Origin of the sequence: Rhodococcus sp. PvR099 (genome assembly GCF_017833315.1) — a bacterium.
Taxonomy (GTDB): domain Bacteria; phylum Actinomycetota; class Actinomycetes; order Mycobacteriales; family Mycobacteriaceae; genus Rhodococcus_G; species Rhodococcus_G oryzae.
Window position 1 is genome coordinate 5,402,901 of the sequence record NZ_JAFIBV010000001.1, and the last position, 15,283, is coordinate 5,418,183.

At 71.5% G+C, this 15,283-nt stretch carries 14 protein-coding genes; 10 read left to right on the top strand and 4 right to left on the bottom strand.

Features of this window, described 5'->3' with window-relative positions:
• The first annotated feature begins 190 nt into the window (after positions 1–190).
• The 4 genes from JOE46_RS24930 to JOE46_RS24945 are packed head-to-tail and all read left to right on the top strand — an operon-like array spanning position 191 to position 5,576.
• Positions 191–988: a hypothetical protein gene (locus tag JOE46_RS24930; protein ID WP_097210639.1), complete on the top strand. Its 798-nt coding sequence runs from the start codon at positions 191–193 to the stop codon at positions 986–988.
• Entirely contained in the window at positions 985–2,553 is a 1,569-nt protein-coding gene (locus tag JOE46_RS24935; RefSeq protein WP_269588387.1) for a DNA polymerase Y family protein, read from the top strand. Before JOE46_RS24930 ends, JOE46_RS24935 begins: the two co-directional genes overlap by 4 nt.
• Before the next feature lie 57 nt (positions 2,554–2,610).
• Positions 2,611–4,773 (top strand): copper-translocating P-type ATPase, encoded by a 2,163-nt coding sequence (locus JOE46_RS24940; RefSeq protein WP_097210419.1) that lies wholly within the window; start codon positions 2,611–2,613, stop codon positions 4,771–4,773.
• A gap of 59 nt (positions 4,774–4,832) precedes the next feature.
• The gene (locus JOE46_RS24945) at positions 4,833–5,576 is read left to right on the top strand and encodes an alpha/beta fold hydrolase (protein ID WP_097210420.1); all 744 of its coding nucleotides are present in this window, start codon (positions 4,833–4,835) and stop codon (positions 5,574–5,576) included.
• Between the two features lie 15 nt (positions 5,577–5,591).
• Here JOE46_RS24945 and JOE46_RS24950 read toward each other — a convergent pair whose 3' ends face one another.
• Entirely contained in the window at positions 5,592–6,164 is a 573-nt protein-coding gene (locus JOE46_RS24950) for a hypothetical protein (RefSeq protein WP_097210421.1), read from the bottom strand.
• Between the two features lie 38 nt (positions 6,165–6,202).
• Entirely contained in the window at positions 6,203–7,024 is an 822-nt protein-coding gene (locus JOE46_RS24955; RefSeq protein WP_097210641.1) for an AraC family transcriptional regulator, read from the bottom strand.
• 24 nt (positions 7,025–7,048) lie between these two features.
• Here JOE46_RS24955 and JOE46_RS24960 point away from each other — a divergent pair, with 24 nt between their 5' ends.
• From JOE46_RS24960 to JOE46_RS24975, 4 genes are read left to right on the top strand one after another with little or no spacing between them, the layout of a single operon-like run.
• Entirely contained in the window at positions 7,049–7,564 is a 516-nt protein-coding gene (locus JOE46_RS24960; protein WP_097210422.1) for a hypothetical protein, read from the top strand.
• 49 nt (positions 7,565–7,613) lie between these two features.
• Entirely contained in the window at positions 7,614–8,219 is a 606-nt protein-coding gene (locus JOE46_RS24965; RefSeq protein WP_097210642.1) for a YdeI family protein, read from the top strand.
• Between the two features lie 21 nt (positions 8,220–8,240).
• The gene (locus tag JOE46_RS24970) at positions 8,241–9,128 is read left to right on the top strand and encodes a sucrase ferredoxin (RefSeq protein WP_097210423.1); all 888 of its coding nucleotides are present in this window, start codon (positions 8,241–8,243) and stop codon (positions 9,126–9,128) included.
• A gap of 29 nt (positions 9,129–9,157) precedes the next feature.
• Positions 9,158–9,334 (top strand): DUF1737 domain-containing protein, encoded by a 177-nt coding sequence (locus JOE46_RS24975; protein ID WP_097210643.1) that lies wholly within the window; start codon positions 9,158–9,160, stop codon positions 9,332–9,334.
• Positions 9,335–9,349: 15 nt separating this feature from the next.
• On the opposite strand, the gene JOE46_RS24980 is transcribed toward JOE46_RS24975, so the two are convergent.
• Positions 9,350–11,329, bottom strand: a complete 1,980-nt coding sequence (locus JOE46_RS24980) for an SDR family oxidoreductase (protein WP_097210424.1) — start codon at positions 11,327–11,329, stop codon at positions 9,350–9,352.
• A gap of 95 nt (positions 11,330–11,424) precedes the next feature.
• Between JOE46_RS24980 and JOE46_RS24985 the strand changes: the two genes are divergently transcribed.
• Positions 11,425–11,913 carry a GNAT family N-acetyltransferase gene (locus tag JOE46_RS24985; protein ID WP_245221165.1) on the top strand — a complete coding sequence of 163 codons (489 nt, stop codon included), beginning with the start codon at positions 11,425–11,427 and terminating at the stop codon, positions 11,911–11,913.
• A 60-nt stretch (positions 11,914–11,973) separates the two neighbouring features.
• Here JOE46_RS24985 and JOE46_RS24990 read toward each other — a convergent pair whose 3' ends face one another.
• The gene (locus JOE46_RS24990; RefSeq protein ID WP_097210425.1) at positions 11,974–14,085 is read right to left on the bottom strand and encodes an MMPL family transporter; all 2,112 of its coding nucleotides are present in this window, start codon (positions 14,083–14,085) and stop codon (positions 11,974–11,976) included.
• 123 nt (positions 14,086–14,208) lie between these two features.
• Between JOE46_RS24990 and JOE46_RS24995 the strand changes: the two genes are divergently transcribed.
• Positions 14,209–15,210 carry a zinc-binding alcohol dehydrogenase family protein gene (locus JOE46_RS24995; RefSeq protein WP_097210645.1) on the top strand — a complete coding sequence of 334 codons (1,002 nt, stop codon included), beginning with the start codon at positions 14,209–14,211 and terminating at the stop codon, positions 15,208–15,210.
• The last annotated feature ends 73 nt before the right edge of the window (positions 15,211–15,283 follow it).

Genomic DNA, 15,283 nt, shown 5'->3' on the forward strand with positions numbered 1-15,283 from the left:
GCGCGACCGGACGTCTCGAGCGGACGCTGAACTGGCGGTTTCCCCTCGTCTTGACGGATGTCGGGAGGAGGGTCTTTACTGAGAAGAGTTCGAATGCGTGTTCGATAACCGCGTCTTCCCCGTGGGTGATCGACCGGCCGTGACGGCGGTGGAGCAAAGGTGGGAGACGGTGGTGTCGGTGGTTGGTGCGATGTCCGAGGTGGCCGATTCGGGACGGTCGGACCTGGCCGGGTTGTCGAGGCAGGAACGGCTCGAGCAGCTCCGGCGCCGGATGGCTGCCGTGCCCGCGCGGGGCGAATCGGTTGCGGCCCGGCCCGTGCCGCAGCCGGCCGAGGACCAGGGGCTCCCGCAGCCCGCCGGGTCCGCGGGCATCCTCCCCGTTCCTCCCGCGCTGGCGTCGCTGCTGCCGCGCGGGGGGCTGGCGCGGGGTTCGGTGGTGTCCGTGTCGGGGGCGGGCTCGTTGTTGCTCGGCCTGCTCGCCTCGGTGACCGAGGCCGGCGGTCACGCGGCGGTGATCGGCCTGCCCCGGCTGGGTCTGCTGGCCGCAACGGAGATGGGGGCCGAGCTCGGCAGGCTCGCGTTGATCCCGGACCCGGGCCCGGACCCGGTGGAGGTCGCGGCCGTCCTGCTCGACGGGCTGGACCTGGTGGTGCTGGGTCTCGGCGGGCTCGCGGTGCCGCCCTCGCGGGCGCGTGCGGTGGTGGCGAGGGCGCGGAGCAAGGGCTCGACCCTGGTGGTGACGGACGGGCACTGGGACGGCGCGGAGGTCCGGCTCGAGGCAAGGGTGTGCGGCTACGACGGGATGGGGCAGGGCGCCGAACTGGGGCGCGGGCGGCTGCGCGCGCTGCGGCTGGCGGTCAGCGCGAGGGGTCGGGCGTTCCAGCCCCGCACCACCCATCTCGATCTGCGGCCGGTTCGCGGCCGGGTGGAGTGGACGGCGGAGACGGTGCGGCAGCCAGGGGCGTTCCAGGAAGCGGTGTCGCTGTGACCCCCGGTGAATCCGCGCGGGTGCTGGCGCTCTGGTGTCCCGACTGGCCCGCGATCGCGGCCGCGGCGGCGGCTGATCTGCCCCCGACGGAACCCGTCGCGGTGACGCTGGGAAATCGTGTCGTGGCCTGCTCGGCGACGGCGCGGTCGGAGGGGGTGCGCAGGGGATTGCGCAAGAGGGAGGCGCAGGGGCGCTGCCCGGGGCTGCACGTGTTCGTGGTCGACGTGGGCCGGGACGCCCGGCTGTTCGAGCCGGTTGCCGCGGCGATCGATGCGGTGGCGCCGGGCGTGGAGGTGTTGCGGCCTGGGTTGCTGGTGCTCGCCGCGCGCGGGGTCAGCCGCTATTTCGGCTCCGAGCCCGCCGCCGCCGAGCGGCTGATCGACGAGGCCTCGGCGGCGGGGGTGGAGTGTCAGGTGGGGATCGCGGACGAGCTGTCCACCGCGGTGATCGCCGCCCGCAGGGCCGCTCTGGTCCCCCCGGGAGAGGGTGCCGAGTTCCTCGCCCCGATCCCGGTGGCCGAGCTCGCCGCGGAGCCGAGCCTGGCGGCGAAGGGGCGCGCGGACCTGGTCGATCTATTGCAACGGTTGGGGCTGCGGACCATCGGCGACTTCGCGGCGTTGACCCCGGTGGCGGTGGCGTCCCGGTTCGGTTCCGATGCGGTGTCGGCGCACCGCAGTGCGCGCGGGGAGCCCGAGCGTCCGCCATCGGCACGGCGGCTGCCACCGGACCTGGACGTCGAACAGCGCTGTGATCCACCGATCGAGCGGGTGGACGTGGCTGCCTTCGCGGGGCGGGCACTGGCCGAGCGGCTGCACGCCAAGCTGTCCGCCGCGTCGGTCGCGTGCACCAGGCTGCTGGTCCATGCGAGCACTGGTAACGGGGAACATCTTTCGCGGACCTGGCGGTGCGCGGAACCGCTCACGCCCGAGGGCACGGCGGACCGGGTGCGCTGGCAGCTGGACGGCTGGCTCACCGGACGCAGCGAGTCGCGGCCGACGGCGGGCATCGAGGTGTTGCGCCTCGAGCCCGTGGAGGTGGTCGCGGCGGGCGCGCTGCAACTGGGGTTGTGGGGCGGGGTCGGCGCCGAGGACGAGCGGGCCAGGCGGGCGCTGGTGCGCGTGCAGGGTCTGCTCGGGGGTGATGCGGTTCAGGTGGCGGTGCTCAGCGGCGGCAGGGGGCCGTTCGAGCGGGTCACCCTGCTGCCTCTCGGGGATGAGCTGAGACCGGCCGCGGACCCCTCCGCGCCCTGGCCTGGGCGGCTGCCCGAACCGTCGCCCTCGGCCGTGCTGTCGGGCCGGCCGCGGGTGGCGTTGGAGGGGGCGGACGGCGCGGCCGTGCTGGTCACCGAGCGCGGTGCGTTCAGCGCGGCGCCGGTCCGGCTGCGCTGGGGCAGGCGGAAGTGGGAGCTGCAGGGCTGGGCGGGGCCGTGGCCGGTGGACGAGCGTTGGTGGGATCCGGCGGCGGCACAGCGGGCGGCCAGGGCGCAGGTGCTGCTGGACGAGCCGAGGGCGTTGTTGCTGATCTGCGCCGAGGGGGTCTGGACCGTGGAGGGCGTGTACGAGTGAGGTCCGGGTGCTGTTCGCCACCTTGCAGGGTACCCCCTATGGGTATATCGTCGGGTCATGGCTTCGGGTCGCGGAACTCATGCCGGACATCGGGCACCCGCCGAACATGCGGGGCGCGGACACGATCAGGCGACCGTCGTCGGCGGCCACAAGGTGCACGATCACGGCCGCAACGGCCACGAAGGTCATGGCGGCCATGGCGGCCATGGCGGCCAGGAAGGTCACGCGGGCCACGCCGGTCACGGCGACCACGTCGGGCAGTTCCGGCGGCTGTTCTGGATCATGCTCGCGATCGCCGTTCCGGTTGTGCTCGCCAATGCGATGTTCGCCGACCTGATCGGGTACAGGCTGCCGCACAGCGGACCCGTCACCTGGATCTCGCCGGTCCTCGGCACGGTGATGTACGTCTGGGGCGGCAAACCCTTCCTCACGGGCGCGGTCGCCGAGATCAAGGCCCGCCAGCCCGGGATGATGCTGCTGATCGCGCTGGCCATCACCGTGGCCTTCGTCGCGTCCTGGGGCGCGAGCCTCGGAATCCTGAACCACGAGTTGGACTTCTGGTGGGAGCTCGCGCTCCTCATCGTGATCATGCTGCTCGGGCACTGGATCGAGATGCGCTCGCTGGGGCAGGCGTCGAGCGCACTCGAATCCCTCGCGGCACTGCTGCCGGACGAGGCGGAGCGGCTCGACGGCGACGAGCCGGTCACCGTGCCGACCTCCGAGCTGACGGCCGGCGACCTCGTCATCGTCCGGCCCGGCGGCCGGATCCCGGCCGACGGAACGGTCGTCTCCGGCGCGGCCGACGTGGACGAGTCGATGATCACCGGTGAGTCGGCGGCGGTCCGCCGCGCGCCGGGCGACCGGGTCGTCGCGGGCACGGTCACCACCGATTCGGCTCTGCGCGTGCAGATCACCGCGGTCGGGGACGACACCGCGCTCGCAGGTATCCAGCGGCTGGTGAGCGAGGCGCAGAGTTCGTCGTCGCGGGCCCAGGTGCTGGCGGACCGGGCCGCGGGCTGGCTGTTCTGGTTCGCGCTCGGCGCCGCGGTGCTCACCGCCGTCGCCTGGCTGATCCTCGGCGCCCCCGAATCCGCGGTCACCCGCACCATCACCGTTCTCGTCATCGCCTGCCCGCACGCGCTCGGCCTGGCGATCCCGCTGGTCGTCTCCATCGCCACCGAGCGGGCGGCCCGCGCCGGTGTGCTGATCACGGACCGCAGGGCCCTCGAGTCGATGCGCACGGTCGACGCCGTGCTGTTCGACAAGACCGGCACTCTTACCAAGGGGGAGCCCGCCGTCGTCTCCGTCGCGGCGACGCCCGGGCACACCGAGGACCAGGTCATCGAGCTGGCCGCCGCCGTCGAGCGCGACAGTGAGCACCCCCTCGGCGGGGCCATCGTCGCCGCCGCCGAGCAGCGCGGACTCGCCGTACGGGCGGCAACCGCCTTCCACGCGCGCAACGGGGTGGGGGTGACCGGCACCGTCGCGGGCGCGGAGGTCAGCGTCGGTGGACCGGGAATGCTCGCGAGCCACGGCCTCGCCGCCCTGACGCAGGCCGACGAATGGTCCGGCCAGGGTTCGACCGTGTTGCACGTGATCCGAGACGGTGCGGTCGCCGGGGCCGTGGCCCTCGCCGACGAGATCCGTCCCGAATCGAAGCAGGCCATCGACGACCTGCACGAGCGTGGCGTGCACGTCGCCATGATCACCGGGGACGCGGAGGCGGTTGCTCAGTCGGTCGCGCAGCGACTGGGAATCGACGAGGTCTTCGCCGGTGTCCTCCCGCAGGACAAGGGTGCCAAGGTCAAGGCCCTGCAGTCCGCGGGCTGCAAGGTCGCGATGGTGGGGGACGGCGTCAACGACGCGCCCGCGCTGGCGCAGGCCGACGTGGGGATCGCGATCGGTGCGGGCACCGACGTGGCCATCGCGTCCGCGGGTGTGGTGCTCGCCAGCGACGACCCCCGCTCGGTGCTGTCGGTGATCGAACTCTCCCGTGCGACCTACCGGAAGATGATCCAGAACCTGAGCTGGGCGGCGGGATACAACCTGATCTCGGTGCCGCTCGCGGCCGGGGTGCTCGCGCCGTGGGGGTTCACCCTCCCGATGGAGGTCGGGGCGCTGTTGATGTCGGCCTCGACGGTCGTCGTCGCGATCAACGCGCAGCTGCTGCGGCGGCTGGACCTGCGGCCCTCGGCTGTCCTCGCGAAGCGGCCTGGGTAACCTCACCACGTGGCCTCGGACGAGATGGCCGAGGCTGCGAAGGGCGGTTGCGCACGGTGATGCTGATGACCGCCACGACCGCCGACGACGTCGAGCTCTCCTTTCGCGATTCCGGTGGCGCCGACCCGGTTCCGGTGATCCTGGTGCACGGCATGGGCGGCGACAGTCACACCTGGGACCGGTTCGCCAGGACCCTGGTCGGCCGTGGGCGCCGGGTCGTCACCCTCGACCTGCGTGGCCACGGCCGCAGCGCGCACGCACCGTCCTATCTGTTCCCCCAGTTCGGCGACGACCTCCTGCATCTGTGCGACCACCTCCGGCTCGAACGGGTGGACCTGGTCGGGCACTCGCTCGGCGGGCACACGGCCTCGCTGGTCGCGCAGGCGCGCCCGGACCTGGTGCGGCGGCTGGTTCTCGAGGAGGCGCCCCTCCCGCTCCGGACCGGGGAGACGCTGGGGCGGATGAGCAGCAGGCTGCCGACGCCGGTCGAACTCTGGCACGCGGTGACCGGGGTGGTCCGACACCCGCGTGCGGTCCTCGCGTTCGACCGGTCGATGACCCGCAGCGCGCTGGCCCAGTTCCGCGAACCGAACCCGGTGTGGTGGCAGAATCTGCCCGGGATCACCGCCTCGACCCTCGTGATCAGCGGCGGTCCGGGTGGGATGGTCGATCCGGACCGGCTGGCCGCTGCCACGGCCGCCATCTCGCGGTGCGAGGCCATCACCATCAAGGTCGGCCACAGCGTGCACCGCGACCGGCCGAACCAGTTCGAGGCCGCCGTCACGGCGTTCCTCGCGGACTGATCGCCTGCCGCCGGGTCACCACCCCGCACTGAACGAATACCAGGGGCCGCGCAGGTGCCAGACCTGCACGCCCTCGCCCACCGGGTCGGGCGTCGTGGGCTCCCCGTCCGGCAGATAGGCCACACCGTCGTCATCGAGGAAGCCGCTGTCGGAGACCACGAAGTAGACGTTGTCCCCGTGCGTGCGCACGTCCCGGATGTCGTAACCGCCGATCCCGCCGTCGAAGTCGCTCCGGTTGGCGCCGGACCGGATCTCCTCGACGGACGCCGCGAAGTCCGACTGCGAGAACTGCCAGCGCGCCTGCAGTGGTGCGTCGAAAACGAGCAGCGCGGCGCTGATCAGCGCGACCAAGGGCACCGCGAGGATCCAAGGGGACCAGGGATTGCGGCGCGCGAGGAAGGTCGCGGTCTTGGCGGTCCAGCAGATCGCGATCAGCGCCGCGGGCCAGAGACAGAACAGGATCAGGATCCAGCTGTTCGGCGTAGGAAAGGTGAACGCCCACAACGCCGCCCCGCACACCAGCGCGGTGGTGGCCAGCAGCGACCATCCCGGCGGCCGATCCCAGAACGTCGCCAACCACTGCCGCATCCGCAGCCCCCCGTCGTCGGCCCGACCCGAACCGGAGCCTACCCGCGGGGCCGCCAGCTCCCGGCTTGTCTCGCGTAGGTGGCGGGTGGGGTCCCGACCGCCGCGGTGAACGCGCGGATCAGGTGCGCCTGGTCGCTGTACCCGAGCCGGTCCGCCAACTCCGCCCACACCACGGGGTGTCCGCTGTGCGCCTGCTCGGCGGCGTCGAGCAGGCGGTGACGCTGGATCACCCATTTGGGCCCGATGCCGACGTACTCGGTGAACATCCTTTGCAGACTGCGCACGCTCATCCCGGCCAGCGCGGCCACCTCGTCGACCCGGTGGATGCTCGGGTCGTGCTCGATCCGGTCCATCAGCGCGGCGACGCGCTCAGCGGACGGATCGCGTTCCGGCCGTAGGGCTTCGAGGTAGTCCTCGACGAGCGCGGTCATCTCGTCGTCGTCGACGGTGTCGAGCGCCGCGGCCGCGACCGGGCCGTCGCCCCGACCGAGGAGGTCCCCAGCGGGCTGCACGGTGCCCTCGAGCGCGCCGACGCTCGACCGTAGGAACGGACGGAACCCTCCCGCCCGGAACGCCACGCCGATCACGTGCCCGGTTCCCATCAGCTTTCGGCTGAACGGATCGCGGCTCACCCCGTGCACGAGCAGTCGGCCTTCCTCGGCGGCCAGGTGGATCCTCGGCTGCGGGAGCACCTGCTGTTCGTGGGTGCCGTCGACCGCCCAGTGCACGATCCAGATGTACTCGACGAAGGGCGCCAGTGACTCTCGTGGGTGCCGCCGTGCGACGGTGAAGCGCTCGGCGGCCTCGTCGGGGTGCAGCACCGCCTCCGGTGTGCCGTGGGGTGGGGTCGATTCGGTCATCGCCATCGATCCTACGATCGGGATATGACACTGACTGCGCTCGACGGCAAGCTCATCGGCTGGTCCGCCGCATATCTGCTCTCGCAGGCCAACATCGCGCGGTTGCTCGGCCCCGCAGGGCCCAAGCTCCTCAAGACCCAGACCGCGATGTCCGCCGGCTCCTATCGGGCCGTCCTCGACAGCATGGACGAGGCGGAGACGGCCCGGTTCCGCAGTCATTTCGGGCCGGACATGATCCATCCGGTCATCTACGGGGTCGCCCTGTGCACCGGTGCCAAGCGGCTCGGCCAGCTCTCCGATCTGTCCCCGACCACCCGGCGCGCGCTGTACGCGGCCCCGGTCGTCGCCGCGGCCGCGGACTACGTGGAGAACGTGGTCGACCTGTACCTGCTCGACCACCGCGACCGCATCACCGACCCGGTGGTGCGCGCGACGTCGACGGTCAGCATCACCAAGTGGGTGCTGAGCCTCGGCACCCTCGCGTACCTGTCGCAGGGCTTCGTGCGGGTGTGGGCGGGCATGGCGACTGGCCGCCGATAGCGGCGCGTTTGTTCAAGACCCTGTCGTGGTCGCCGCCTACGTTGGAACCATGGCTGGAAACACCCCCCGTCGCTCCGCTCGCCCCGCAGAACGCAGCATCGAGCACTTCCCGGACCAGGTGAGCTTCCGCGAGTGGCTGGCCGCGCACCACGACAGCTCACCCGGCATCTGGCTCAAGTTCGCGAAGAAGGGGTCGGCCCAGACCAGCCCCAGTTGGGACGAGGCCGTCGAGGTCGCGCTGTGCTTCGGCTGGATCGACGGTCAGGCCCGCAAGTGCGACGACGACTTCTCGCTGCGCGGTTTCACCCCCCGGCGCAGGCGCAGCCCGTGGTCCAAGCGGAACCGGGAGAAGGCCGAGCGGCTGATCGCCGACGGCCTGATGCAGCCGTCGGGGCTGGCGGAGATCGAGGCAGCCAGGGCCGACGGCCGCTGGGAGCGGGCCTACGAGGCGCAGTCCACCGCGACCGTGCCGCAGGACTTCCTGGAGGCGCTGGCACTGGTCCCCGCGGCGGAGGAGTTCTTCGGCACCCTGAACAAGGTCAACCGCTACGCGGTCTGCTACCGCTTGCAGGAGGCGAAGAAGCCGGAGACCCGCGCCCGCCGGATCGAGAAGTTCGTGCAGATGTTCGCCGAGGGCAAGAAGATCCATGGGTGACGCCGCGGGCACAATGGTCGGGTGACCGCCCCAGCCCCCACGCCGACCTGCTCCGCGCTCTCCGCGACGGACGAGCCGCTTGCAGGGACCGCGGCGCGCGTCACCGGCTGGCTGTGTCTCGAACACCCCGGCGCCTGGGGCCGCGACGTGCTCGGCGGTGAGGCACTCGGGCCCGAGCTGTCCGCGGAACTGGAACGACGGACCGAGGCCGCGGGCGTGCGACTGCTGCTGATCCGCAGGCCGGGCCGGGCCACGGCCCCGCCGGCCAGGCGCACCGTGCTGATCGGGCGGTCGGATCCGTCCGGTGCCTGGTGCGAGCGGCTGGAGGTGGCCGATCCGGCCGCACTGCTGGACCTCGATCTCGAGCTGCCCGCCTCGGCGCCGGGGATCGGGCGTCCGGTGACCGACCCGGTGACCCTGGTGTGTGCGCACGGCAAGCGCGATCAGTGTTGCGCGGTGCTCGGCAGGCCGATCGCGGCGGAACTGTCCGCGCGGTTCGGGGATTCGGTGTGGGAGTGCTCGCACACCGGCGGTCACCGGTTCGCGCCGTCGATGATCCTGCTCCCGACGGGGTACACCTACGGACGGCTCGGCGCGCGACAGAGCGTCGAGGCGGTGCTCGCGGCCGGTCGCGGCGAGGTCCAGCTCGACGGGCTGCGCGGCCGCAGCTGCTGGGACTCGGCCGGCCAGGTCGCAGAAATCGCGGTGCGGGAGCAGGTTTCGGCGAGCGCCTCGGACCTCACGGTGGACGAGTCCGGCGTGCTGCCGGTGGTCCGCCACCGTGACGGCCGGGCCTGGGTGGTCGAGCTGTCGCGGACCGAACTGGAGGCACGCCCACCGAGCTGTGGCGCCGCGTCGAAGGCCGTCGTCGCGCTGGTCGCGGAATCGGTCCGGCCGCTTGCCTCGTGATCGCCGCGGTCCCTGCGACACTGGGGTGCATGGCCGAGAACAGTGACCTGCCGCGATACCGCGTCCTCACCGGGCCCGACGACGCCGAGTTCTGTCTGCGGGTCAGTGCCGCCCTCGACGCCGGCTACGACCTGCACGGATCGCCCGCCGTCACCTTCGACGGCGATCGGGTCATCGTGGCGCAGGCGCTGATCCGTCCGCGCTAGCCCGATCGCCCCGCGTCACCAGTGGGTGCCGGGCACCACGCGGGCGATCCGTCGTCCCACCTTCGAGACGGTGGAATGCCTCGGTTTCGCCGCGGGCGGTGCGACGGGGACGGCGCCGCCGTTCTCGGTCACACCCTTGGCGGCGGGGGAGTCCGGGAACGCCCGGTACATCCGGTGCAGCACCCGGTCCTTGACGCCGGGCGCGAACAGCTGCCCGTACTCGCCGAGGGTGCCCAGCGGGTCGTCGATCCGCTTGGGGCGCTCGATCAACCCGCGAACCACCATCGCCGCGGCCTTCTCCGGGCTGATGACCTTGCCGATGTTCGCCTTCCCCGACGGCGTGATCATCGGGGTTTCGACCAGCGGCATGTGGATGGTGGTGAAGGTGATGCCGGCCGAAAGCGTCTCGGAGGCAATGGTGTCGGTGAATCCGTCGAGGGCGGCCTTGCTGGCGACGTAGGCGGAGAACCGGGGCGTATGGCTCTGCACGGCGGCGCTGGAGATGTTCACGACATGCCCGAAGCCGCGCTCGCGCATCTGGGGGAGCAGCGCCAGGACCAGCCGGACCGCGCCGAAGTAGTTGACGGCCATGGTGCGTTCGTAATCGTGCAGCCGGTCGGTGGAGGCGAACACGCTGCGTCGGATCGATCGGCCGGCGTTGTTGACCAGCATGTCGACGTGCTCGTGCTCGTCGAGGATGGTCTTGACGGTCTGGTCGACCGATTCCCCGTCGGTGATGTCGCAGGGGTACCCGAACGCGGTGCCGCCCTCGGCCCGGATCTCGGCGACGGTGGCCTCGAGTTCCTCCGCACCGCGGGCCAGCAGCAGCACGGTCGCGCCCTTGGCGGCGACCGCGCGCGCCGAGGCGCGCCCGATCCCCGACGACCCGCCGGTGATCATCACGTGCCTGCCTGCCAGCAGGCCGGACCGGCGGTTGCGCGCAGGGTCGAGGTTGCGTTCCCAGTAGGACCACAGGGTGCCTGCGTAGGAACCGAAGGGCGGCACGGTGATCCCGGTACCGCGCAGCGCCTCCTGGGTCTTGGCGGAGTCGAAGGTGGTGGGCAGCGTGAGGTGGTCGAGGATGACCGGCGGGATGCCGAGCCGGCCCAGCACCACGTTCCTGGCGGCCTTGACGGTGCGCAACGGCGGTCGCATCACCGGGGCGGCGACGACGCCGGGCAGGTCGGCCACCGGATGCGGGGCGCCGGAGGCCTGGGCCAGGGCCGCGTACACCTCGCGCATCGGCTGCGGTTCGGGGTTCACGAGGTGGAAGGCCTCGCCGTCGTGGCCGGGTGCCTGCATCAGCGCGACGATGGCCTTGGCCACGAAGTCGACGGGGACCAGGTTGGTGGCGCCGAGGCTGGGCACCGCAACCGGGAGTCGCGAGGGCAGCCTGGCGAGCCCGGCGATGGCGGGGAACAGGTAGTACGGCCCGTCGATCTTGTCCATCTCGCCGGTGGTCGAATCCCCGACGACCGCGGCGGGGCGGTACACCCGCCAGGTCAGCCCTGGGGCCTCGCGCACGAGCTTCTCGGCCTCGAACTTGGTCCGGTGATACGCCGTGGGGAAGCCCTGGCCGAGGTCGAAGTCGTCCTCGGTGAACGTGCCCTTGTAGTCGCCTGCGATCGCGATCGAGGACACGTGGTGCAGGGTGGCGCCGGTCCGCTGGGCGAGCTCGATGACCGACCTGGTGCCCTCGACGTTGGTGCTCGCCTGCTCGTCGCCCGCGGTCATGTCGTAGATCGCGCCGAGGTGCAGGAGGTGGTCGGCGGCGGGCGGTGTGGCCTCGAGGCCGAGCCCGGGCTCGGTGAGGTCGCCGATCAGCGGGTGCACCCGGTCGCCGCCCTCCCAGTCGGCGGCCAGGCGCTCGAGCCGGGCCATCGAGGCCGGTCGCACCAGTACGTGCACCTGGGCGTCGGGGTCGCGGCGCAGTAGCAGCGCGAGCACGTTGCGGCCGAGGAACCCGGTCCCGCCGGTCACGATGTAGGTCGACATCAGCTCTCCTCCTACATAGGGCTACGCCGGTTAACTTACTCCGAAGTAATAACTTGTGGAAGGGGTGATGGTCGGCACCTGGAAAAGTGGATTCCATGGAGTCCATGGAATCGGTGGTGCGGTTGACGGTGGGGGCGGCGGGTGAGTTGCTGACCCTGCAGCGTGCCGCCTATGTGACCGAGGCCCAGGCCCACCACGATCTGGATCTACCTCCGCTGACTCAGTCATTCGGCGAGTTGTCGAGCGAACTCTCCGAACCCGGTGTCACGGCAGTCGGTCTACGCGATGAGGCCGATCGCCTCGTGGCCGCCGTTCGCTTCCGCGTCTCGTCGGTGGAGCCGAATGTCGCCGAGTTGGGCAGGCTGGTCGTAGCCCCGGATGTGCAGGGACGAGGGTTGGGCAGTCGCCTGCTGACCATCGTGGAGGAGCACCTGCCCGCGTCGGTGACCGATATTCGGTTGTTCACGGGGGAGCGCAGCCTGGGCAACCTCCGGCTCTACGCCCGGTTCGGATATGAGGAAACCCATCGCACGCCGACTCCTGGCGGCTACGCGTTGGTTCATCTCGCCAAGCGGGTGCCCTGAACGCATGTCGACGGGTCGGCGGGCACCACCGGTGTACCGGTCACGGTGCCCGCCTTCCGATCAGTGCCCGATGCCGACCTTCTCGTGCAGCTTGCGCATCCAGGCCGGCGCCCACCAGTTCGCCTCGCCCATCAGCTTGACCAGCGACGGGACCAGCAGCATCCGGACCACGGTCGCGTCGATGATCAGCGCCAGGATCATGCCGACACCGAGGAACCGCATGATCGACAGCCCGGAGATGGTGAAGGCGCCGGTCACGATGATCAGCAGCGCCGCGGCTGTGGTCACGATCCGGCCGGTCCGCTCGGCGCCGAAGCGCACGGCCTCCTCGGTGGTCGCCCCGTTCGCCCGCGCCTCGACCATCCTCGACATGAGGAACACCTCGTAGTCGGTGGAGAGGCCGAACACCACCGCGAGGATCAGGACCACGAAGGTCGCCTCGAGCGGAGCCGGGGTCACGTCGAGCAGTTCGGCGCCGTGACCGTTCTGGAAGATCCAGGTCAGCACGCCGAACGTGGCGGCCATGCTCAGCCCGGCCATCGCCACAGCCTTGATCGGCAGGACCACCGACCCGAACGCGAGGAACAGCAGCACGAGGGTCGAGCCGACCATGATCGCGAGCATCAGGGGCAGCTTCGCCGTGACCGCGTCGTTGCCGTCGTCGACGAGGGCGGCGCCGCCGCCGACCAACACGTCGACGCCCGCCGGGGCCGGGATGGCCCGCACATCGCGGACGACCTGGCCCGGGGTCGCCCCCTCGGCGTAGGTCGCGGACAGGACCGCGAAATCGTCGGCCGCCGCGACCATCCGCGCCGCGGCGACACCGTCGACGGCCCGCACCTGCGCGCCGACCTCGCTGAGCTGGGCGGTGGTGGGCGGCGCCCCGTTCTCGCCGCGCACCATCACCGTCGCGGCCTCACCGGTGGTGGGGAACTCGGTGGACAGCGTGTCTGCCGCGGTGCGGGCCGGGTCGTTCGGCGGCAGGGCGGTGTAGGTGACCTCGCCGAGGCTCGCGCCGAACAGCGGGGCGGCCAGCAGCAGCAGGCCCGCGGTGATGGTCACCGCCACCGTGGCCGGCCTGCGCATCACCTTGGTGACCACGCCACCCCAGAACTTGCGGGCCCGCTCCTCGCCGCGTTCGACGGTTCCGCGCCGCCACGCGAGCGAGTTGATCCGGTGGCCGAGGACCGCGAGCAGCGCGGGCACCGCGGTGAGGGAGAGCACCGCGGCCCCGGTCACGGCGGCGATCGCACCGAAGCCGAGCGAACGGATGACCGCCTGCGGGAACACCAGCATGCCCGCGAAGGCGCAGACCAACAGCAATCCGGAGAACATCACGGTGCGGCCGGCCGTGTCGACCGTGCGGCGCACCGCGGCACCGGGTTCGGTGCCAGAGGCCAGTTCTTCCCTGAAGCGGCTGACGATGAACAGGCCGTAGTCGATGGCCAGGCCGAGGCCGAGCAGGGAGGCGACGTTGATCGAGAACGAACTCACCTCGGTGACGGTGGTGAGCAGCCGCAGGATCGCCAGCGCGCTGAGCACCGCGAGCATTCCGACGAACACCGGCACGGCCGCGGCCGTGACGGTGCCGAAGACGACCACCAGGAGCAGCAGGGTGATCGGCAGCGCGATGGCCTCCGCGCGCACCAGGTCCTGCTGCAGGTGGACGTTGAACGAGTACCCGACGACGGTGCCGCCCGCGAACTCGGTGTCGATGCCGGGCGGGGTGAGTGCCGCGGTCATCTTGTCGAGCTCGGTGAACTCCGCGCCCGCGTCCCAGTCGATCGAGATCGTCGCGAGGGCCTTGGTGCCGTCGTTCGAGGTCATCAGCTTCGCGGTGTTCGGGTCGACGGACCAGTACGAGGCGGTGGCGAGGGTGGGTACCTGGTCGCGGAAGGCCGCCAGGTTCTGTTCGACCTCGGGGCCGATGTCCGCGAGGGTCTTGCCCTCGGGCGCGGTGTAGATCGCGACGATGTCCGGTGCCTGCGGGCCGAACTTCTCGTTGACCAGCGAGCTGACCTGTGCCGCTTCGCTGTTCGGGTCGATATAGCCGCCCTGGCTGAGCTTGCTGAACACCCCGAGTCCCCAGAGTCCGCTGATCAGCACGGCGAGCACCGTCAGGATCAGGACCCACCATTTCCGGGAGACGACGAATTTGGCCCAGCGCGTCATGTAGGACTCTCTCGGATCGGGGGGGTCGGATGCGCCCCGACTCTACCGATGGCCTGCGCGGGACTTCCCCTGGTGTCCGACCGTCGAAACGCGGAGAGTGGACCCATGGGCATTCCGGATCTCATGTCGGGATGGCGGGTCCGCGAGCCCGGGCCGATGCGCGGCGAGCCGGTGGAGCTCGCCGAGTTGCCGGTGCCGGAACCGGGCCCCTCGGAGCTGCTGGTGCGGGTGCGCGTGTGCGGGGTCTGCCGCACCGACCTGCACGTGGCCGAGGGCGATCTGCCCGTCCATCGCAGCCACGTGGTGCCCGGCCACGAGGTGGTGGGCGAGGTGGTCGGGTGGGGCGACGAGGCCGGCTCGGACTTCGGCCTCGGCGACCGGGTCGGGATCGGGTGGCTCCGGCGGACCTGTGGCGAGTGCCGGTACTGCCGCCGGGGTCGGGAGAACCTCTGCCCGCACTCGCGGTACACGGGGTGGGACGTCGACGGCGGGTACGCGGAGTTCGCCACCGTGCCCGCGGCGTTCGCGCACCGGCTGCCCGACGGCTACCTGGACGAGGAACTGGCGCCCCTGCTGTGCGCGGGGATCATCGGCTACCGGGCATTGACGTGTGCGGACGTCCCGGAGGGCGGGCGACTGGGGATCTACGGCTTCGGCGGCAGCGCCCATCTCGCGACTCAGGTCGCGCTGGCTCGGGGCGCCGAGGTCCACGTGATGACGAGGGGGGAGCGGGCCAGGGAGCTGGCGCTCGAGCTCGGCGCCTCCTCGGCATCCGGTGCCGCGGATCCGCCGCCGGTGCCGCTGGACTCGGCGATCCTCTTCGCCCCGGTCGGTGAGCTGGTCCCGACCGCGCTGGCCGCCCTGGATCGGGGCGGCACGCTGGCCGTCGCGGGCATCCACCTCTCCGACATCCCGCCACTGAACTATCAGCGGCACCTGTTCCAGGAGCGCACGCTGCGATCGGTCACGGCCAACACCCGCGCCGACGCCCGCGAGTTCCTTGAGTTCGCGGGGACGCATCGGCTGCTGGTCAGTGCGATGGGGTACTCGCTCGACGAGGCCGACCGGGCGCTGTCGGACCTGAAGGAGGGTCGGGTGACCGGCGCGGCGGTGCTCATCGTGTGAGCCGGTTGACTCCTGCGCCCGGCTCGGACCATAATAGAACACACGTTCGATGCGACTTCCCCGCTCGGGCTCC